The 20,589-nt window shown below is 66.2% G+C and carries 16 protein-coding genes and 3 tRNA genes; 9 read left to right on the forward strand and 10 right to left on the reverse strand.

The window, feature by feature from the left end; genetic code table 11:
* Positions 1-71: 71 nt before the first annotated feature.
* Entirely contained in the window at positions 72-671 is a 600-nt protein-coding gene (locus HMPREF3174_RS03755) for a mycothiol-dependent nitroreductase Rv2466c family protein (RefSeq protein WP_070447983.1), read from the reverse strand.
* Positions 672-800: 129 nt separating this feature from the next.
* Between HMPREF3174_RS03755 and pepN the strand changes: the two genes are divergently transcribed.
* Entirely contained in the window at positions 801-3,350 is a 2,550-nt protein-coding gene (gene pepN / locus HMPREF3174_RS03760; RefSeq protein ID WP_070446121.1) for an aminopeptidase N, read from the forward strand.
* Positions 3,351-3,553: 203 nt separating this feature from the next.
* The gene (locus HMPREF3174_RS03765; RefSeq protein WP_062614214.1) at positions 3,554-4,075 is read left to right on the forward strand and encodes a DNA-3-methyladenine glycosylase I; all 522 of its coding nucleotides are present in this window, start codon (positions 3,554-3,556) and stop codon (positions 4,073-4,075) included.
* Positions 4,076-4,089: 14 nt separating this feature from the next.
* Here HMPREF3174_RS03765 and HMPREF3174_RS03770 read toward each other — a convergent pair whose 3' ends face one another.
* Positions 4,090-4,335 (reverse strand): PTS sugar transporter subunit IIB, encoded by a 246-nt coding sequence (locus HMPREF3174_RS03770; RefSeq protein WP_062614213.1) that lies wholly within the window; start codon positions 4,333-4,335, stop codon positions 4,090-4,092.
* The gene (malQ, locus tag HMPREF3174_RS03775) at positions 4,335-6,470 is read right to left on the reverse strand and encodes a 4-alpha-glucanotransferase (protein WP_062614212.1); all 2,136 of its coding nucleotides are present in this window, start codon (positions 6,468-6,470) and stop codon (positions 4,335-4,337) included. The genes HMPREF3174_RS03770 and malQ overlap by 1 nt, the downstream gene beginning before the upstream one ends.
* 136 nt (positions 6,471-6,606) lie before the next feature.
* Here malQ and HMPREF3174_RS03780 point away from each other — a divergent pair, with 136 nt between their 5' ends.
* Positions 6,607-7,503, forward strand: coding sequence for an acyl-CoA thioesterase (locus HMPREF3174_RS03780; RefSeq protein WP_062614211.1), 897 nt, complete (start codon positions 6,607-6,609; stop codon positions 7,501-7,503).
* 149 nt (positions 7,504-7,652) lie between these two features.
* On the opposite strand, the gene ettA is transcribed toward HMPREF3174_RS03780, so the two are convergent.
* From ettA to HMPREF3174_RS03800, 4 genes are all read right to left on the reverse strand, one after another.
* Entirely contained in the window at positions 7,653-9,335 is a 1,683-nt protein-coding gene (ettA, locus tag HMPREF3174_RS03785; protein WP_062614210.1) for an energy-dependent translational throttle protein EttA, read from the reverse strand.
* Between the two features lie 107 nt (positions 9,336-9,442).
* Positions 9,443-10,030, reverse strand: coding sequence for a single-stranded DNA-binding protein (locus HMPREF3174_RS03790; protein WP_062614209.1), 588 nt, complete (start codon positions 10,028-10,030; stop codon positions 9,443-9,445).
* 141 nt (positions 10,031-10,171) lie between these two features.
* Positions 10,172-11,626 (reverse strand): GTPase, encoded by a 1,455-nt coding sequence (locus HMPREF3174_RS03795; RefSeq protein WP_083297677.1) that lies wholly within the window; start codon positions 11,624-11,626, stop codon positions 10,172-10,174.
* Positions 11,627-11,633: 7 nt separating this feature from the next.
* A complete protein-coding gene (locus tag HMPREF3174_RS03800; protein WP_143602134.1) occupies positions 11,634-13,178 on the reverse strand; it encodes a dynamin family protein in 1,545 nt (514 codons plus the stop codon).
* Positions 13,179-13,269: 91 nt separating this feature from the next.
* On the opposite strand from HMPREF3174_RS03800, the gene HMPREF3174_RS03805 reads away from it, so the two are divergent.
* Together HMPREF3174_RS03805 and orn are read left to right on the forward strand one after the other, a co-directional pair.
* Positions 13,270-13,342, forward strand: a tRNA-Arg gene (locus HMPREF3174_RS03805).
* A gap of 23 nt (positions 13,343-13,365) precedes the next feature.
* Entirely contained in the window at positions 13,366-13,995 is a 630-nt protein-coding gene (orn, locus tag HMPREF3174_RS03810) for an oligoribonuclease (protein ID WP_068539203.1), read from the forward strand.
* Positions 13,996-14,307: 312 nt separating this feature from the next.
* On the opposite strand, the gene HMPREF3174_RS03815 is transcribed toward orn, so the two are convergent.
* Positions 14,308-14,382, reverse strand: a tRNA-His gene (locus tag HMPREF3174_RS03815).
* A gap of 86 nt (positions 14,383-14,468) precedes the next feature.
* Complete coding sequence (locus HMPREF3174_RS03820; RefSeq protein WP_070447984.1) at positions 14,469-15,398, reverse strand: ATP-grasp domain-containing protein; 930 nt, start codon at positions 15,396-15,398, stop codon at positions 14,469-14,471.
* Positions 15,399-15,650: 252 nt separating this feature from the next.
* Here HMPREF3174_RS03820 and HMPREF3174_RS03825 point away from each other — a divergent pair.
* The 4 genes from HMPREF3174_RS03825 to HMPREF3174_RS03840 all read left to right on the forward strand — a co-directional run bounded on the left by HMPREF3174_RS03825 (position 15,651) and on the right by HMPREF3174_RS03840 (position 19,430).
* A tRNA-Lys gene (locus HMPREF3174_RS03825) sits at positions 15,651-15,726 on the forward strand.
* A 71-nt stretch (positions 15,727-15,797) separates the two neighbouring features.
* Positions 15,798-16,043, forward strand: coding sequence for a hypothetical protein (locus HMPREF3174_RS03830; RefSeq protein WP_143602133.1), 246 nt, complete (start codon positions 15,798-15,800; stop codon positions 16,041-16,043).
* Positions 16,040-18,712, forward strand: coding sequence for a DEAD/DEAH box helicase (locus HMPREF3174_RS03835; protein ID WP_070447986.1), 2,673 nt, complete (start codon positions 16,040-16,042; stop codon positions 18,710-18,712). The genes HMPREF3174_RS03830 and HMPREF3174_RS03835 overlap by 4 nt, the downstream gene beginning before the upstream one ends.
* A 7-nt stretch (positions 18,713-18,719) precedes the next feature.
* Positions 18,720-19,430: a YggS family pyridoxal phosphate-dependent enzyme gene (locus HMPREF3174_RS03840; RefSeq protein WP_168160559.1), complete on the forward strand. Its 711-nt coding sequence runs from the start codon at positions 18,720-18,722 to the stop codon at positions 19,428-19,430.
* 184 nt (positions 19,431-19,614) lie between these two features.
* On the opposite strand, the gene pflA is transcribed toward HMPREF3174_RS03840, so the two are convergent.
* Complete coding sequence (gene pflA / locus HMPREF3174_RS03845) at positions 19,615-20,520, reverse strand: pyruvate formate-lyase-activating protein (RefSeq protein WP_070446115.1); 906 nt, start codon at positions 20,518-20,520, stop codon at positions 19,615-19,617.
* Positions 20,521-20,589 lie beyond the last annotated feature (69 nt).

The raw sequence follows: 20,589 nt of genomic DNA on the forward strand, positions 1-20,589 counted from the left end.
GAGGGGGTTGGCCCGCGGGCCAACCCCCTCCTTCATATTCACTTGCGTCCAACACGCCTTCGGGCGCGGGGCTAGTCGAAGATCGGCCCCACATCCCGCGAGCGCTTGAGCTCGAAGAAGCCCGGGGTTTTAGCGAGCGCCAGGGTGCCGTCCCAGGCGTGGGCGGCTTCCTCCCCGTGTGGGGCGGGCGACATGACTGGCCCGAAGAAGGCCGTGTCGCCAACCGCGATGATGGGTACGCCGACGTCGTCGCCCACCTTCTCCAGGGCCGCGCGGGTGGAGGCGGCGAGCGCCTCGTCGTATTCCCCGGCGTTGGCCCGCTCGAGAATGGAGGCATCGAGGCCGGAGGCGGCGAGCGCGGCGGCAAGGGCGGCGTCGTTCTTGTCGGCACCCTCATTGTGGATGGCCGCGCCCAGCACGGTGTAAAACTGCGCGAGCCGCTCGGGCGCCTCGATCTCCACGCCCATCGTGACGCGGCCGAAGCCGCGCAGCTCGTCGATGTGTGCGCGGTAGCCGGGGTCGAGCTCGCGGCCGCGGTTGAGCTCCCACAGGGAGAAGGAGTGCCAGGTGATGTTGAGGTCGCGAAGCTCGGAAACCTCCACGAGCCACCGGGAGGTGATCCAAGTCCACGGGCAGGACGGGTCAAACCAGAAATCTACGTTGTCGCTCATGGCCCCATTCTTCCCCTCTGCGCCCACGCTTTCCACAGCTACGCCAGCGGCGAATTGACGCGTTGGGCCGCGGCGGCCCGCCTGAGTATCCTTGGATATCAGGCCAGCACCGGCAAGAGAAAGGACACCATGCCCGGCACCAACTTGACCCGCGCCGAAGCGAGCGAGCGCGCGGACCTCATCCAGACCGAGACCTACCGGGTCGAACTCGACCTCACCGGAGAGGAGACGTTCCGCTCGGCCACCACCGTGCGTTTCGCGGCAACCCCGGGCGCGTCGTCGTTCATCGACCTCATCGCGGACGAGGTCCTGGCGATCCGCCTCAACGGCGAGGAACTGCCCGTCGATTCGTACGCCGATTCGCGCATCCCGTTGCCGAACCTGGCGACGGACAACGAGCTGTACGTGGAAGCGATTTGCCCCTTCTCGCACACGGGCGAGGGCCTGCACCGCGCCGTCGACCCGGCCGACGGCCAGGTCTACCTGTACTCGCAGTTTGAGGTGCCCGACGCGCGGCGCATGTATGCCAACTTCGAGCAGCCCGACCTCAAGGCCCAGTTCACGTTCGTGGTGGACGCGCCGGAAAGCTGGAAAATCTTCTCGGTATCTCCGACACCGGAGCCCACCCCGCTCGGAGGCGGCGTGGCGCGCTGGGAGTTCACCCCCACCGAGCGCATCTCCACCTACCTCACCGCGATCGTGGCCGGCCCGTACGTAGGTGGCACGGGCAGTTACACGTCCACCGACGGGCGCGTCATCCCCATGGGCGTCTACGCCCGTGCCTCGCTCGGCGAGTACTTGGACGCCCAGGAGTGCATTGACATCACGATCCAGGGCATGGAGGTGTTCGAAAACGAGTTCGACGTGCCCTACCCGTTCCGCAAGTACGACCAGATTTTCGTGCCCGAGTTCAACGCGGGCGCCATGGAGCACCCGGGCTGCGTGACCATCCTCGATGACTACGTCTTCCGCTCCCGCCCCACCGCCGCCCTGGTGGAGCGTCGGGCGATCACGATTATCCACGAGCTGGCCCACATGTGGTTCGGCGACCTGGTGACGATGAAGTGGTGGAATGACCTGTGGCTGAACGAATCGTTCGCCGAGTTCATGAGCCACGTGGCCACCGCAAAGAACACGCGCTGGACGGACGCATGGGTAACGTTTAACGCCTCGGAGAAGGTGTGGGCGCAGGCTCAGGACCAGCTGCCCTCCACGCATCCGATCGCGGCCGAGATCCGCGACCTGGAGGACGTAATGGTCAACTTTGACGGCATCACGTACGGCAAGGGCGCCTCCGTGTTCCAGCAGCTCGTGGCCTACGTGGGCTACAACGAGTTCATGACCGGCGTCTCACGCTACCTGAAGAAGAAGGCGTGGGGCAACGCCACGTTGGAGGATCTGTTGGTGGAACTCGAGGCCGCCTCCGGGCGCGACCTCAAGGCCTGGTCGAAGCTGTGGCTCGAGGAGGCCGGTATCAACACGCTCACCCCGGTGATCGAGGCCGACGGGGAGACGATCACGCGGTTCGCTATCCGCCAGACATGCGACGAGCACGCCTCGCTGCGCCCGCACCGCATCGGGGTCGGCGGGTATGCCCTGGAGGGCGGTAAGCTCGAGCGCGTGGTGAACGTTGAGCTCGACATCGACGGGGAGCTGACCGAGGTGGCCGAGCTGGCGGGCACCCGCCGCCCCGACCTCTTCCTTATCAACGACGGCGACCTCGCCTACGCCAAGGTGCGCCTCGACGAACGGTCGGCCGCCACGGCGCGCGATCACATCAACGCCTTCACCGATCGCCTCCCGCGCACGCTCGTGCTCGCTTCCATGTGGGACATGTGCCGCGACGCCGAGCTGCCCGCCACCGACTACGTGGAGCTCGCCCTGCGTGCTCTCGAGACCGAGGACCACGGCACGGTGCTGCGCTACCTGCTCTCCCAGCTGCAGACCGCCACTGAGCTATACTCCGCGCCGGCGAACCGACCGGAGCTCAAGGAAAAGGTGGCCGCGCGCCTATTCGAGATCCTCGCCACCACCGAGCCTGCCTCCGATCGCCAGCTTCAGATCGCGATGGCCGCCGTCACTATGAGCGGGGACAGCCAGCTCGACCTCGTGGCCGGGTGGCTGTCTGACGACAACGTCCCGGCCGGGCTGGCCGTGGATGCCAACTTCCGCTGGGACATTTTGCGCCGCCTGGCCGCGGCTGGGCGCGTGGATGAGGCAACCATCGCCGCCGAGCTGGCCGAGCGTGACAACACGGCGTCGGGAGCGGCGGGGGCGGCCCGTGCCCGGGCGTCGATCTCGGACGCGGGCGCCAAGGAGCGCGCATGGGAGGACATCGTGGGCGGCAAGACCTCGAACTCCGTGCAGCGCGCGCTGGGATGGGGCTTCACCGAGGGCAATCCGGAGCTGCTCGTGCCGTACGTGGAGCGCTTCTTCGGTGAGATCCTCAACCAGTGGGAGAACCGGACGCTTGAGTTCTCGCAGAACTTCGTCAACCTCGTCTACCCCGCCCCGCTCAACGGGCTGGACCTCGGGGTGGACCTCGTGGCGCGCACCCAGCAGTGGCTGGACGAGAACGCGGAGGCGGCCCCGGCGCTGCGCCGCATGGTCTTAGAGCGGCTGAGCAACGCCCAGCGGGCCGCGGCGGCCCAGGCCTGCGACGCCGCGCGTTCGGCCTAGCTGACACGGGCCCGGCCGGCGCACGACTTGAGCACCGAAGCTGGTGGCACGGTACCGAAGCGCGCGGGTGCGGCGATTCACACCCGCGCGTTTTTGCTACCCTCACGCCAGGAAGTTGTCCGTGGATTGTGGATGCGGGGCCCGCATCCACAATCCACGCATTATCGGCGGGTTAGGCTTGCGGGTTTTCGTAGGATGTCACCATGAACCAGATACGACCCTCATGGGCTAACACATCCGACCTCCTGCGCGACTACTACGACCAGGAGTGGGGCTTTCCCGTCACCGACTCTGCCGAGATATTCGAGCGCATCGTGCTCGAGGGCTTCCAGTCGGGACTCTCGTGGGAGACCGTGTTGCGCAAGCGCCCGGCCTTCCGACAGGCCTTTGCCGGCTTCGACCCCGGCGTCGTGGCCGCTTTCACCGAGGACGACGTCGAGCGCCTCCTCGCCGACCCGGCCATCATCCGCAACGAGCGCAAGATCCGGGCAGCGATCACGAACGCGAAGGCCACCGTGGCGTTGGAGGAGGCAGGCCAGTCGCTCGCCGAGCTCGTGTGGTCTTTCGCGCCAGACGACCCGTATGGGGAGGGGCCGGATGCGGGCCGATCGCCGAAGTCAGCCGAGCTCGCCAAGGAACTCAAGCGGCTGGGCTTCACGTTCGTCGGCCCCGTGACCATGTTCGCCCTCATGCAGGCGATCGGCATGTACGACCACCGCCTCTGACCCCGGCCGGGCCGCTACTCCTCGGGCTCGCCGAAGAGGCGCCGGGCCAGGTCCATGCCGATCTGCTCGGCCTCCGGGCCGAAGATGAGCTGCACGGCTCGCCGTTGGACCACCACGCCGATCGCGCCCATCCGCTCCAGGCGTGGCTTGTCCACCAGGTCCTTGTCCACTACGCCCACGCGGATGCGGGCCAGGGCCATATCCACCTTGCGTACGTTCTCAGCCCCGCCCACCGCGGCGAGGAGCTCATCTAGGTCCACTAGCGAGTGCTCTCCAGTTCCTGGTTGAGCCTGGCGACGAGCGACTGCAGGCGCGGGTTCGTGGCCAGCTCCTCCACGAGCACCACCTGCTCGGTTCCGTCCGCAAGCGGCAGGCGCCAGTTGGGATACTCCTGGTCGGTGCCCGGCTGGTTCTGGGCCCGGCGCTCGCCCACGGCATTGACCAGCGACACCTGCAGGATCGGGGCGGGCGTGCGCACGATGTACGCGTGCAGGGCCTCCACCACCTCGCGCTCCGAGGGGTCCTCCCCGATCAGGCCGTGTTCGCGCAGGCGGGCCATGACCCGATCTCGCTCCTCGCGCGCCTCGGCGCGCATCTCCTCCACAGGCTTGACGAGCAGGCCGAGGCTCTCGCGCAGGTCCACGTGCTCGCCGGCCAAGTAGCTGGCGGCCGGTGGCAGGTCGTGCGTGTCCACCGACACCATCGCGTCCGAGCGGAAGTCCTGCGGGTGGATCGGCCAGCCGCCCTCGTCCTTTTCAAACCAAAACACGGACGTGCCGAAGATCCCGCGCTCGCGCAGGTACTCGCGCACCCACGGCTCCACGGTGCCAAGGTCCTCGCCCACCACGACCACACCGGCACGGTGCGCCTCGAGCAGCAGCACGCCCACCATCGCCTCATGATTGAAGCGCACGTACGTGCCCTCGGTGGGCGCCGAGCCCTCGGGGATCCACCACAACCGGAACAGGCCCATGATGTGATCCACGCGCAGCAGCCCGGCGTGGCGCATGACCGTGCGGGCCATGTCGCGCAGCGGGGCGTAGCTCATCTCCTCGAGCGAGTCGGGGCGCCACGGTGGCTGGGACCAGTTCTGGCCCTGCTGGTTGTACATGTCCGGCGGGGCACCAACCCCGATCCCCCTGGCGAAGGCGTCCGGGAGCATCCACACGTCGGCGCCCTTGGGGTGAACGCCCACGGCCAAGTCATGCGAGACGCCGATCCGCATGCCGGCCGCTCGCGATTCGTTTTGCGCTCGGCTCAGCTGCTCGTCCATCACCCACTGCAGCCACGCCCAAAAGTCCACGCGGTCCGCAAGCTCGCGGCGCTCGCGCGCCACGTGCGGGGAGTTGATGTCGCGCAGCTGGTCGGGGAACTCATCCCCGTACTTCTCCACCAGTGCACACCACAGCGCAAAGTCCTCCAGGCCTTGGCCCTCCATCTCGCGGAAGCGGTCGAAGTCGCGCTGGCGGGCCTGGGAGCGCCCGGCTGCGAAGATCACGTCGAGCGCCTCACGCTTGGCCTTCCAGGCGGCGTCGCGCTCGATGAGCTCGTTCTCCAGCGACATCTTCTTCACGTTCTCACTCGCCCACGTCACCAGCGACCGCTCGGGGCCAGACAGGTAGGCGACCTCGCGGATGTCCTCGGGCCGGATGTAGACGGGGTTGAAGAAGCGCCTGGTCACCGGCAGGTAGGGCGAGGGTGACATCGGCTCGATCGGCTCGGCCGCGTGCAGGGGGTTGACCAGCAGGAAGTCGGCGCCGAGCTCGCCAAACAGCGAGCCCATCTCGGCCAAGTCCGCCGCGTCCCCAATGCCCCACGACTGGCGCGAACGCGTGGAGTACAGCTGGGCCATCATGCCCCAGGCGCGCCCGCGAAGCCGTGATTCGACGTCGAGACGGGTGGGGGTAACGATGAGGCTCGCCTCCTCCACGCGCTCTTCCCCACCGTCCATCACCCGCGCGCGTAGCTTGTGATAACCCAGCGGCGTACCCACGGGCACCACGAAGGAGGCCTGGCCGGTCAGGACACCGTCGATGTCGCGAGGCAGCTCCCAGTCATCGATCTGGCGGGCACCGATCGTGCCGCCGCCCTCCACAATGATCTCCACCTGCACCGAGCACCCGTGGGGCACGTGGACCTGGAAGGTGGTTTCCCGGTCATCGCGCGCGATCGTGCAGTGCGGCAGAACCCGCCGCCACGGCCGCTCGTCGCGTGCCTTGAGCTCAGCGCGGATCGACTCGTCGCTCGAGGCATCCACGCCCATCGCGGCGAGGACAGAGATCAAGGTCGAGGTAGACACTTCCCGGAAGTTACCATCGAAATCCCAAAAATCGAGCGCCACCCCGTAGCCCTCAGCCAGGGCCTTCAGCAGGTCTCGGTTTACCTCATGCGACATTGCATCTCCTTCTTTGTGCTAGGCCCAAGTTTAGCCAGATCACAATTCTTTGACGAAAGCGTAAAAGTAGTTTGCAAAGTTACCGAAGAGTAGGATGGGTACATGACCGCGTCCGCCACTGCGAAAGCGAGGAAAAATGCCATATCTGCCCGTGCCTGAGACCAACGACGAGCCGCTGTCCTCCGTGCTTCGCACGCTGAAGATGAAAGAACGCGAACCCGGCTCCTACGAGGGGACGAACCTCAACCAGGTCTCCGGGCGCGTGTACGGCGGGCAGGTCTTCGCCCAGGCAGTTGTGGCCGCGCATGCCACCGTGGCCGACGAGTACCTCGGCCGCCAAATCCATTCCATCACCGCGGCCTTCCTCCGCCCCGGAAAGCTCGATGTTCCCACCCAGCTCGACGTGGAAGAGGTCCTCGACGGCCGCTCATTTTCCACGCGCCGCGTCCACGCCTCCCAAAACGGCAAGACGATCCTCACGGCCCGCGCGTCGTTCCAAGAGGTCCAGGACGGCATGGAACACGAAACGCCCATGCCCGACGCGCCCGCCCCCGAATCCCTACCCTCCTCCGCCGACTACTTCGCCAACATGGACAACCCCGTGGGCCGGATCATGAACTCCACCAACGCCACCGACCTCCGCCATGTCGACGGCCCGATCTGGGTCAAGCCCGCGAGCGCGCGCACCGACCGCACCCTCATCTGGTTCCGCCTGCGCAACCCGATGCCCGAGGCATCCCAGTTCATGCACCGGGCCCTGCTGGCCTACTCCACCGACCAGTTCATGCTCGAACCCGTCCTGCGCCGCCATGGCCTGTTCTGGATGAGCCCCAACCTGTCGCTCGCCACGCTCGACCACTCGATCTGGTGGCACCGCGACGTCAACATGTCGAACTGGATCCTCGCCGAACTCACCTCGCCCTCCGCCCAGGGCGGGCGCGGCCTGAGCCTCGCGCGCTTCTTCCAAGACGGCAAGCACGTGGCCACGATGTCCCAGGAGGGTATGGTCCGCTCCCGCAGCGCAGCCGCGTAGGGCCGCGCTCCTAGCGTGCGCGCTTCTGACGCTATGTGCTCCCGCCGCGTTCGTGGCGCATAGCCAACGACGCCGTCAGCCCGGCTCACGTCGAAACCGGTGCTGACGGCGTCGTAGGCGCACCCTGCGGAAAACCGCAGGAGCAAAGGCTAGTCGCGCTTGAACTTGCGGTAGGTCGAGGACGCGGGGCGCGAGGCGTCGATCCCCAGGCGCTCGACCTTGTTCTTCTCATAGGATTCGAAGTTGCCCTCGAACCAGTACCAGTTGTAGGGCTCCTCCTCCGTGCCCTCCCAGGCCAGGATGTGGGTGGCCACGCGGTCGAGGAACCAGCGGTCGTGGGTGATGACCACGGCACAGCCCGGGAAGTCGAGTAGCGCGTTTTCGAGCGAGCCAAGAGTTTCGACGTCGAGGTCGTTGGTCGGCTCGTCGAGCAGGATCACGTTGCCGCCCTGCTTGAGGGTGAGGGCCAGGTTGAGGCGGTTGCGCTCGCCACCGGAGAGGATGCCGGCCTTCTTCTGCTGGTCGGCACCCTTGAAACCGAACGCCGAGACGTAGGCGCGCGAGGGCATCTCCACGTTGCCCACCTGGATGTAGTCCAGCCCGTCAGAGACGACCTCCCACAGCGTCTTGTCCGGGTCAATGCCGGCGCGCGTCTGATCGACGTACGACAGCTTGACCGTTTCGCCGATGCGCAGCTCTCCCTCGTCCAGTGGCTCGAGGCCCACGATGGTCTTGAACAGGGTGGTCTTACCCACGCCGTTCGGGCCAATGATGCCCACGATCCCGTTACGCGGCAGGTTGAAGGACAGGTCCTGGATGAGCACGCGCTCCCCGAAGCCCTTCTTCAGCTTCTTCGCGTCGATCACTAGGTTGCCCAGGCGCGGCCCCGGCGGGATCTGGATCTCCTCGAAGTCGAGTTTGCGCGTGCGCTCGGCCTCGGCAGCCATCTCCTCGTAGCGCTGCAGACGCGCCTTCGACTTCGCCTGGCGGCCCTTCGCCGAGGAGCGCACCCACTCCAGTTCCTCCTTCAGGCGCTTTTGAAGCTTGGCATCCTTCTGGCCCTGGACTTTGATGCGCTGGGCCTTCGTTTCCAGGTAGGTAGAGTAGTTGCCCTCGTACGGGTAGAGCTTGCCGCGGTCCACCTCCGCGATCCACTCGGCCATGTTGTCCAGGAAGTAGCGGTCGTGTGTAATGGCGATGACCGCACCGGGGTACTTCACCAGGTGCTGTTCGAGCCAGAGCACCGACTCGGCGTCCAGGTGGTTGGTCGGCTCGTCGAGCAGCAGCAGGTCCGGCGCCTCGAGCAGGAGCTTGCACAGCGCCACGCGGCGGCGCTCGCCACCCGAGAGCACGTTGACCGGCGTGTCCGGCGGCGGGCAGCGTAGCGCGTCCATCGACTGCTGCAACTGGGCGTCAATATCCCAGCCGTTCGCCGCGTCGATCTCCTGCTGGAGCTTGCCCATCTCATCCATGAGCGCGTCAAAGTCCGCGTCCGGCTCGGCCATCTCCATGCCGATCGCGTTGAAGCGTTCGACCTTGGCCAGGATGTCAGCCACGCCCTCCTGGACGTTCTCGAGCACCGTCTTATCCTCGGTCAGCGGCGGCTCCTGCAGGAGGATTCCCACCGTGTAGCCGGGCGAGAGCCGGGCCTCACCGTTGGAAGGCTGGTCGAGTCCGGCCATGATCTTCAAAATCGTGGACTTACCTGCACCGTTGGGGCCCACCATGCCGATCTTCGCACCGGGGTAGAACGCCATCGTCACGTCGTCCAGGATGACCTTGTCGCCCACCGTCTTGCGGGCCTTGATCATCTGATAAATAAACTCAGCCACAGTACTCCCATAGTCGTCTTGGATACTAGCTCAAGCCTAATTTATCCTCCCCGGGCGGCAAAAGCCCGCGCCTGGGCTTTTGATCACCCGACGCGAGCCCGCCGCGTCTACACCAGCTCGTCCTCCTCCAGCTCGGCCTCGAGGGCGGCGTCGTCTGCGTCGACATCGTCCGCCTCGAACGCGTCTTGGTCGAGCCCGGCGATGTCGACGACGTCAGCGCCCGGCTCACTGCCGCCCATTTCGCCATCGGCGCCCGCCTCGCCCTCGGCACCCTCGCCCTTCGGCTCGGTCCGCCATCGATCGTCTCGCATGTCGCCCGGCGGGTTCTTCAGCACCTTGACGTAGTTAGCAACACCGGTGGAGATCTCCACCCCGATCGAGTCGGCATTCACGTCGAACGATGAGTGGACCACCCCGCTGGCGTCAACCCATTCGCGCTGGCTCAGCCTGCCGCGCACGAGCACCGGCGTTCCCTTGCTCAGGCAGCCGGCGGCGTTCTTCGCCAGGCGCCCATAGCACCGCACGGAGTACCAGGTGGTCACACCCTCCTTGTATTCGCTGTGGACGCGAGAATAGTAGCGTGGGGTCACGCCCACGTTGAGGAAGGTCACGGGCATAGCCTCGTTTCCTTCTGGGTCATAGTGGCGTGGCACGCCTCCCACCCATCCGCGGATGGTGACAATGGTGTCGTTCATCAGTTCTCCTTCATTGCTGGAAAGTGGCACTTCCGACTTTGCCAATTTCCGCGACGCCGCGTTTTCGGACTACCCCGAAAATGGGGTCACGCAGCCACGAACGCCACCTGTGGAGAACTTTTTTCGCGTAATCCCGCGCTTTTACGCCGTGCCCGCGAACACCTCGGAGTCAAGTGCCTCGCGCGTTTGCCGGTGCTGGGAGAGAATCTCGCGCGGGCCGGCAACCAAATGCTCCTCGGTTGCCTCGCCCACGGCCTCACGCACGTTGCGCTCGTAGGCCGCGGCCGCGCGCGCCGCGCTCCGCACCACCGCGCTCTTGCCCAGCCACGCCACCAGCAAGCCCAGCACCACACCGCCCGCCACGACGCCGATCGTCACCCCAGTGCCCATCGCGCCAAGCACCGCAAACACCACGGCCCCCACCGCGAGAGCCACTCCCCCAACGAGCCCAGCGAAAGCCGGGGTGCGGGAGATGTCCGGCAACGGCGTCGTGCGAATAGCCGCACCCAGCGCGCGGCGGAAGCGATCAGCGGGCGACACCGCGCTCGTCACGGCCTCCTGCCACACGGGTGGCAGGCCGGTACGCACGTGCGCCACCCACGCGTCGCGTATTGCGTGCACCATCGTATTCGCCGGCTGCTCAGGCACCACCAGCGCGGACGCCTGGTAAGACTGGCCCGACACCCGGATCGACTCCACCACCGACGGGATGCCCGAAGAACGCACGATCCTGTCATTGATATCGGCCACGGCCTGCCCGTCCACGTCCGGCTCCTCCCGGCCCACGTTGGCCCGCAGGCGGCCCGCGATTGCGTCGAGCTCAGCGGCGGCCGTGCGCGCGTTGAAGGACTGGCCAGCCACGGCCCGGGCCAGCAGGTCACGCACCGCGTCCACGCCCTCCCCCGTCAGCGCCGACGCCCCAAGGATCGGCACCTCGGTCAGGCCGTCACGGTCGAGCAGGGAACGCAGGTCGCCGAGCAGGGTAGCGCGCTGGTCAGCCGGCACGCGGTCGATCTGGTTCATCACCACGACCATCGCCTCCTGCCGTCCACCCAACGTCTCGAAGAAGCCCTTGTGCAGCACCTCGTCCGCGTACTTTTGCGGATCCACAATCCAGATCAGCAGGTCCGCCATCGGCAGCAGGCGATCCACCTGCGCCGAGTGCGCGAGCGCCACCGAATCATGGTCCGGCAAATCGAGCAGCACCAGCCCGTCCAGCCGGTCATTGCCCACCGTCAAGATCGACGAATGCTCAATCCGGCGGTCCGGATCCACCTGAAGGTAGTCGAGCAACTCGCTCGCGTCCACGTCGAACGTGCAGGCGGCCGCCCGCTCCGTCGTCGGACGAATATCACCCGAGTCCGCGAAATCCAGCTCCGTGATCGCGTTAAACATGGTCGACTTGCCCGAACCCGTGCCACCCACCAGCACCGCCACCGTGGTGTCCAGCCCGAGCCGCATCCGCTCCTGGGCGCGGCGCAGATCGTCCTGGGCGCGGCTGGCCACAAACTGGTCGAAGTAGGGCCCGCCCGCACCCACCGCGCGTTGCAATGCCTTCAGCCGCCCAATGACCTCTTCATCTGCCTGGCGATCCATACATCCCCTATCGGTGTAAAAACTCGGTGGCGCGCAACCGCAGCGAGGCCGCGTCCCCCACATCTATCTCGTTCACGACGCCGGTATAGGCGGCTACCAGCTCATCCATCGCGCCCCGCACCCGGGCCGACAGGTCCTCACGCGCCTCCCGCACCTCAGCCTTCGCCCCAAGATTCTCCGCCGCTTTGCGCGCACCCGAAATGCCGGCGGCCGCCGCACCCAGCAGCGCCGCCTGCCCCGACTTGCCCAGCCACGGGTTATCCGGCACGTACTTGGCCAGCAGGTCAGCCTTCCATGCGTCCACCGCGCGCTGCGCGATCGCATCCAGGTCCAGCCGCTCGTTCGCGCGCTGACGCAGGTCGGAGGTGTTGACGACGTCGAACGCCCACGCCTGATCCACGTTCGCCCGAGCGGCCGTCAAACCTTGCGTGAGCGCCACGCCCACCGAGGTGGCCACCGCGTCAAAAACCGTGGTCATCGCCCGGTCGCGCGTTCCACTACGACGGCCGAACACATTCGGCTTGCGGCCCGCCACCATGCCCGCCAGCGGCCCGCCCGTCGACGCCAGCGACAGCCATGACGTGGTCGGCGCTCCCTGCCCAAACCGGCCATGCTCGATGTTCGTGGCCAGCTTCTCCAGCGGGGCGTGGGCGCCCTCAACCGCCTTATCTTTGAGGTCAGTCAGCGCGTGCTCCTGGGCCTCCACCGCGTCGGCCAACACGAGCAGATCGCGGCGCAACTGCGGCAGGGTCGCGGCCGTGGTTCGAGCCACCAACGAATCGGCTGCCTTCGTACGAGCCACCACCTCCAGCCACTGACGCAAATCCGCCACGTACTCCTCGGGCAGCAGGCCTTCGTGCGCCCCGGCGTCGGGAACAATAAACAGCGGGCTCTCTGCCAAGCCCATCCGGCCCATGCGCTCGGCCAGGTCGCGCCGCACCACCGACAGCGCCGACGCCGGCACCCGGTCCAGCACCACCGCACACGTCACCCCGCGCGCATTAGCTACCTGGAGCGTGTCCCATGCCACGGCGTCGCCGTAACGGGAGGCTGTGGTGACGAATACCCACAGGTCTGCCGCGTCGATGAGGCGCGAAGATAGGGCGCGGTTGGCGTCGTCCACCGAATCGAGGTCCGGCGCGTCCACAATCACGATGCCCTCAATGCCCGAGTCCACCGGCTCATACTTGCCCATCTTGGCAAGCGCGTGGCTCTCCATCTTCGGAAAATCGCTGGGGTGCATAATCATGACGGGCGTGCGCGTCGTGGGGCGCAGCACCGACGCTGGCGACACCTCCCGGCCGATCAACGAATTGACCAGCGTGGACTTACCCGCCCCCGACGAACCGCCAAACACGATCACCGCCGGGAGCTCATCCGAATGCAGATGCGGCAAGATCCGGCTCTCCAGCTGGGTCAGCAACTGCTGACGCGACTCCATCAACTCCCGCGCCCCCGGCATCTCCAACGGCAGCTCGACCTTGCGAAGCTCGTCGATCGTGCGCGTGACGAGGCCAGCCAAACTGGCACGGGAAAATGCTGGAGTACTCACACCTCTATTGTGTCCCAAAAGGACCTAAATATCGATTGGGCTCCCCGCCATTTGACCCGCTCGCCGGCGCCGGCGGTATCATAAACTGATTGCCTCCATAGCTCAGCGGATAGAGCAGTGGCCTTCTAAGCCATGTGTCGCAGGTTCGAGTCCTGCTGGGGGCGCTTGCTAGAATGGGTGCGTGAGCATGAATAACGACACGCCAATTGTCTGGATTGACTGTGAAATGACGGGCCTCGATCTCGAGGTCGACTCGCTGGTAGAAATCGCCGTGGTTGTCACGGACGCCCAGCTCAACCCGCTCGACGCCGGCCTTCGCCTGGTGATGAAACCCTCCGAGCAGGCCGTAGCCCAAATGGATCCCTTCGTCCGCAACATGCACACTGTCACCGGCCTCATCGACGAGTGGGACGGCGGGCTCAATATGGCCGACGCCGAAGAGCAGGTGTTGGCCTACGTCAAGCGCTTCGTACCCGAAGGGCGCAAGGCCCCGCTCGGCGGGAACTCGGTTGGCACCGACCGCACCTTCCTCGCCCGCGACATGCCCCTGCTGGTCGACCACCTGCACTACCGGGTGATCGACGTGTCCTCCATCAAGGAGCTCGCCAAGCGCTGGTTCCCGCGCGTGTACTTCGCCTCCCCCGAGAAGACCGGCAACCACACCGCGCTCGGCGACATCTACGACTCCATCGACGAACTGCGCTACTACCGGGCCATCCTCATGCCCGCCGGCGAAGGGCCGAGCACCGAGGAGTCCCGGGCCGCCGCCAAGGAAATCCTGGCGGACCTGACTCGGGACCGGGCCGCCGATAAGTAGCCACTCCGGCCCCGGATTAGAATATTTTGGACGTTTTCGGGCCGATCTTCTTATATGAGGAGATCGCCCCGAAATCGTCCAGTTTTCTTTAATCCGCCGCTGTCGTCGTCGGTGAGTTCGTCGATGCCGCCCCGGCTTGGAATGTAGGGCGCCTAGGCTCTACCGGCGGCGTCAAGGGCGACCACGAGGGTGAGCGGGACGACGAGGACGACAACACTCACGGTTTTGGTTTCATGGTTGCACGTTGGTTGCACGGCGGGGAAAGAAAGAACCCCGGTTTCTCAGTTTTCGTTGAGATTCCGGGGATTTGTGTGGGGTGGCTGACGGGGATTGAACCCGCGACCCCCTGGACCACAACCAGGTGCTCTACCACTGAGCTACAGCCACCATGCGCGTTGGCTTTCGCCACGGCAACGAATTGAAACTATATCAAGCCAGGCCCCACCCCGCCTAAACGGCGGCGGTGAAGCACATCACCAGAAGGCGCGCATTTGGATGGCGTCGGCGAAGCGGGTGAGGTGGTCCTCGTCCTGGGACAGGTAGAGCTGGCCGTCGATGAGCGAGACTTCCATGACGTAGAACTCTTCCTCGGAGTCCGGCGCACCGCGCACCAGGTCCACCCGGTTGAACAGGAGGAGTTCGTCGCGGCCGGACATGTTCTTGATGTGGGCGTGCAGGGCGCGGCGGATTCGTTCGCCCCAGCGCCAAGTCTCCTCGGAGGCCTCAGTGGCGCGCACGACTTCCTCCACCACCCCGGCCTCACTGGTGTTGCGGTAGCGCGGGTGGAGCATCGGATCCTTTTCCACCTGGTAGGAGGCCAGCCCGTTGAGGTACACAAGCGAGGTCTCTCCGGCCACGTCGATGTCCTCCAGGTAGCGCTGGACCATGACGGAGCGTCCGGCGTTGAGCTCGTACTGGGCGTGGAGGATGGCTTCGCCGCGGGAGGTGGCGTCAGTGGCGGTGTAGCGCCCGGTGCCTCGCCCGCCCGATGACACCGCGGGCTTGATGACGAAGTCACCGTAGGAGGGGAAGCGGGAGTGGATCTGCTGCTTGGACAGGCGCTGCTCGGGCTCGAGCCAGACGGTGGGGATGACGGGCAACCCCAGCTTCTCCAGTGCCTGCATGTAGTGCTTGTCCATGTTCCATTCCATGGTCTTCGCCGAGTTAGCGATGCGCGGCACCGAGTAGGCCCACTTCATGAACTGCTTGGGCGCCTTGGCGTAGTCGCGCACGGAGCGTACCACGGTGAGGTCGGATTGCCCCCAGTTGACCGACGGGTCGGACCAGACGGCCACCACGGGTTCAATCCCGCGATCGCGCAAGGCATCGGGAAGGCCCTGCTCGTCCTCGGACAGGTTGGGCAGATTCTCGGAGGTCGCTAGAAAAACTCTTGGTTGAGCCACGCCTGCGATTCTAATGGATTTGCCGCTCCGGCGCGCGACAACGGGGTAAGTCCGCGTCACATGACGCCGTCACACGATTCGCGACGCCACCCCTCGCCTCGCGCCCACCCCGGCGCCTCGCGGCCCTCCCACACCGGCGCCCCAGCCCGCACCGCAGCCCACACCCACCAGTGGTGCCCCAGTTCACAGCGGAAATGTGCCCGATCAATTTGCGCGAAGCGCCTGTGCGGGACTACAGTAAAACATCGTTGCGCACCGCTAGCTCAACTGGCAGAGCATCTGACTCTTAATCAGAGGGTTCTGGGTTCGAGTCCCAGGCGGTGTACCAAGGAAAGGCGATCAGCTCAGGCTGGTCGCCTTTCGTATATGATAACCCGGTAGCCAACTGGGAGGATAGCCGTGGGAACCTTGCAACGCTTGTTTTGGCGCTCCACGTTTAACCCGCTCATCGTGTTCGGCGCGATTTTGTTGGCGTTCTTCGCCTTCCGGGCCAACTCCACCGAGCGCGCGATCCTCATTGTGCTCGCACTGGCCCTGCTTGCCGCCGAGTCCTGGCGCGCCGTCGCCCGAGCCCGCCGCACGAACGACGCCACTGGCGCCGCCCCCGCCGACTCGCCAACCATCGACCCCGAGACTCTCCCATGATCCTTAACCACGCCCTTGACCGTCTGGAAGATGACCACGGCCTTGACCCCTCCCCCGACTCGATCCTGGAGGCCTTCACGGACGCCTTCGAGTCCTCGGGCAAGCGGATGTACCCGCATCAGGAGGAGGCCCTCCTGCACATCGTTGCCGGCGACCACGTCATCGTCGCCACACCCACCGGCTCGGGCAAGTCGCTGATTGCCGCGCAGGCGCTTTTCGCGGGCCTGGCCACCGGCCGCACGGCCTACTACACGGCCCCACTCAAGGCGCTCGTGTCGGAGAAGTTCTTTGACCTCATCGGCCAGTTCGGCGCTCATAACGTCGGCATGATCACGGGCGATTCCTCGATCAACCCCGGCGCCCCGATCATCTGCGCCACGGCGGAGATCCTGGCCAACATCGCGTTGCGCGAGGGCGAGGAGGCGGATGTCGGCGTCGTCGTCATGGACGAATTCCACTTCTACGGCGACCCGCAGCGTGGCTGGGCCTGGCAGGTGCCGCTGCTGGAGTTGCCGCAGGCGCAGCAGATTCTGCTTTCGGCCACCTTGGGCGACACGTCGTTCTTTGTCGAGGACCTTGAGCGACGCACGGGCCGCCCAGTTTCGATCGTCGACGATGCCGTCCGCCCGGTCCCCCTGCACTTCACCTACTCCACGGAGCCGGTGAGCGAGGTGATCGAGGAGCTGGTGGCCACGCACATGGCCCCGGTGTACGTGGTGCATTTCTCGCAACGGGAGGCGGTGGCGCAGGCCCAGGCGCTGATGTCCACCTCGCTCATCTCGAGCGATCAGCGTGAACGCATCCGCGCGGCGCTCGGCAATTTCAAGTTCAGCCCGGGCTTTGGCCAGACCCTGTCGAAGATGCTGCGCAACGGCGTGGGCGTCCACCATGCCGGTCTGCTCCCCCGCTACCGCCGTCTGGTGGAAAAGCTCACCCAGGCGGGCCTGCTAGTGGTCATTTGCGGCACGGACACGCTGGGCGTGGGCATTAACGTGCCGATCCGCACGGTGCTCATCACGTCGCTGGTGAAGTTCGACGGCGCGAAGATGCGCAATCTCGGCGCGCGCGAGTTCCACCAGATCGCCGGGCGCGCGGGCCGGGCGGGATACGACACGGTGGGCTACGTCGTCGTGCAAGCGCCGGAGCACGACGTCGAAAACGCGCGGCGCCTGCGCAAGGCCGGGGATGACCCGGCGCGGATCAAGCGGGTGCAGAAGGTCAAGCCGCCGGACGGGGAGGTGTCGTGGTCGCAGAAGACGTTCGAGCGGCTGCGGGAGGCCCAGCCGGAGAAGCTGACGTCGCATTTCCGGGTCGATCACGCGATGATCCTCAACTTGCTCCAGCGCCCGGACCCGGTGCCGGCGATCGCGAAGATCCTCACCGATAATCATGAGCCGGCTACGCCGCGCAATAAGTTCGTGCGTCAGGCGCTGGATATCTACGCCTCGCTTCGCACGGCCGAGGTGATTACGCACGAGGACCGCGCCTGGCGTGCCGAGCACCCCGGCCGCCCGGCGATTCACTTTTCGAAGGACGTGCCGGACGACTTCGCCCTCAACTCCCCGCTGGCACCATTTGCGCTGGCAGCGCTCGACCTGCTCGACCCGGAGGATGCGGACTTCGCGCTCGACGTCGTCTCGGTGATGGAGGCCGTGCAGGAAAACCCCACCCCGGTGCTTGTTGCCCAGCGCAAAACCGCGCGCGGGGAGCTGATCGGCAAGCTCAAGGCCGAGGGCGTGGATTACAACGAGCGGATGGCGCTGGCTGATGAGGTCACGTGGCCGCGCCCGCTGGCGGAGCTGCTTGAGCCCGCCTTGCAGATGTATGCGAAGACGAACCCGTGGGTAGCTGGCCACGAGCTGGAGCCGAAGTCGGTGGTACGGCAGATGATCGAAGAGGGCATGACCTTCACCGAGCTCATCTCGCGCTATGACCTGGCGCGCTCGGAGGGCGTGGTGCTGCGCTACCTCACGGACACTTACCGGGCATTGCGCCAGAGCGTGCCGCACGAGTACCGCAACGACGAGGTAGAGGAGATCATCGGCTGGCTGGGGCGGCTGGTGCGCTCGATTGATTCCTCGTTGCTGGACGAGTGGGAGGCGATCGCCGACGGGCGGCTGACCCTGGACGAGATCACGGGTCTGGCGGGCGATGGCACGACTGGCGAGGAGGCCGCTTTCGGCGCGGATACGGACGGCAACATCACCTTCACGCGCAACAAGCACGCCCTGCGCACGGCCGTCCGCAACGCCATGTTCGCCCGGGTCGAGGCGCTCGACCGCGACGACTTCGGCTACCTGGCTCGGCTCGACCCCGCGTGGGACGCCGACCGCTGGGCCGACGCGATCGACCCGTACTGGGACGTCTACGCCCGGCTCGGCACCACCGCCGATTCACGCTCGGAGCGCTTCTTCTCCATCCTCGAGGACCCCTCGTATGCGGACCTGCTCCAGGCCGGCATGGGCGAAGACGAGGCCTCAGATTGGCTCGAGGGCCACAAGCCGGGCCGCCTGTGGCTGGTCATGCAGATCCTCGACGATGAGGGCTCGGCAGAGCCGGAGACCGGCGAAGCGGAGATGACGTGGGCGATGTGGGCGCTCGTGGACTTGGACGCCTCCGACGACACCGGGGTTCTGGTTCTTCACATGATTCGGTTAGATGAGCGCTAGGAGGACCATGATCAGCGCGAACATCGATTCCGTGCGCGAGGCCATTGCCCGCGCCGAGCAGGCCGCCGGCCGAGCACCCGGCTCGGTGACTTTGCAGGTGGCGGCCAAGCATCAGCCACTGGAAAACCTGCTGGAGGCGGCCGCGTGCGGGATCACCACGTTCGGCCACAACCTGGTCCCCCAGCTCGTGGAGTCCACGGCCAAGCTCGCGGGCGCGGGCGTGCTCGCCACGCACACGGTGATCGGGCCGGTGCAGTCGAATAAGCTGCGCACGGCGATGGATCATGCGGACCGCATCGACACCGTGGACTCGGTCAAGCAGGCCGTGCGGATCGCCCGCCGCCAGGAGGCGCGCATCGATGAGGGCCTCGCCGAGGGCCCCTACCCCGTCCTCATCCAGGTCAACTCCGCGGGCGCGGACACGCAGTCGGGATGCGCGCCCGAAGAGCTCATCGACATCGCGGGGCGCATCGCCGAGCTTGGCCTCATCCGCATCGACGGGCTCATGACCATCGGCGCCCACACCACCAACGCAGCCGACATCCACGCCTCGTTCGCCCTCACGCGCGAACTGTCTGAGCAGATGCGCAAGCTGCCGGGGCTGGAGGGCGCGGCCGAGCTGTCGATGGGTATGACCCACGATCTTCAGATCGCGGTAGCCGAGGGCTCCACGCTGGTGCGGGTAGGCACGGCCATCTTCGGCCCGCGCCCGGCCTGAGCCAGGCCCTGAGACCGGCTCTTGCGGGTCACCCCGTCACAAGTCGTGAACCTCGGGCCGACCAGGCGCCTATAGCAATCGTCAGCCGGTATATTCACGAGTTCTGTCGGGCACCCAGCCGGGCCTGGCGCGAGCGGGGACAAAAATGCGCCGGGCGAGGTAGCCCGGCGCATCCTTATGCGCGTCAGAATGTGGTCAGCCCATGGGAGCGGAAGATCTCGCGGACCAGGTCCGTGTGCTCCTTCGCGGGCGGTTGGACGTCCCTGAGCTGGTATTCCATGCCGAGCGACTCCCACTTGTCGCGCGCCATCTGATGGAAGGGCAACACCTCCACGCGGGTGAGCGTGCTGAACTCCTTCATGATTTCGGCGGCGGCCTCGATGTTGTCGACGTCGTCGGTCAGGCCCGGCACCAGCACGAAGCGGGCCCAAATCTCCTTGCCGGCGTCCGAGAGGCGGTGGCCGAAGTCGATGGTGGGCTGGAGCGCGCGGCCGGTGGTGCGCTCGTAGTAGTCGGGCAGGCCGGACTTGATGTCGAGGAGCACCAGATCGGTGTCGGCCATCATCTCGTCGCTGAGGTTGCGCCCTAGAAAGCCGGAGGTATCGATCGCGGTATGGATCCCCATCTCCTTCGCCCCACGCAACAGCTTGGCAAGGAAGGCCGGCTGCATGAGCGGCTCACCGCCGGAGAATGTCACGCCGCCGTTGGTCACCTTGAACACGGCCTTGTATCGGCCCACGCGATCCAGGATCGCCTCCGGGGTGGCGACGGTGCCCTCGCGGGCGTGGAGCGTGTCGGGATTGTGGCAGTACAGGCAGCGCAGCGGGCAGCCGGCGAAGAAGACGGTCATGCGCGTGCCCGGGCCGTCCATCGCGGTCACGAGCTCCCACGAATGCAACGAACCCAAGTCTCCGTTACGGATCGCCATGATGTGCTCATGCCGATCCATCTCCGGGGCGCGAGCGATGCCATCCAGGCCCTTGCCCGCGGCGCGCGGGATCTCCTCCTCGAGCGGGGCGGGGGCGTACTCGCCGGTGGATCCCTCTCCCACCTCAAAGTACTTGCGTGCATCAAGCTGGTGATTCGCCAATCAGTCTCCCTAAAAAGTGTGGTCGCCACGAAATGAGGGCGGGCGCGCGGGAAGGCTCCCGCGCGCCCG

Source organism: Trueperella sp. HMSC08H06, assembly GCF_001808465.1.
In the GTDB taxonomy this organism is placed as follows: Bacteria; Actinomycetota; Actinomycetes; order Actinomycetales; family Actinomycetaceae; genus Trueperella; species Trueperella bernardiae.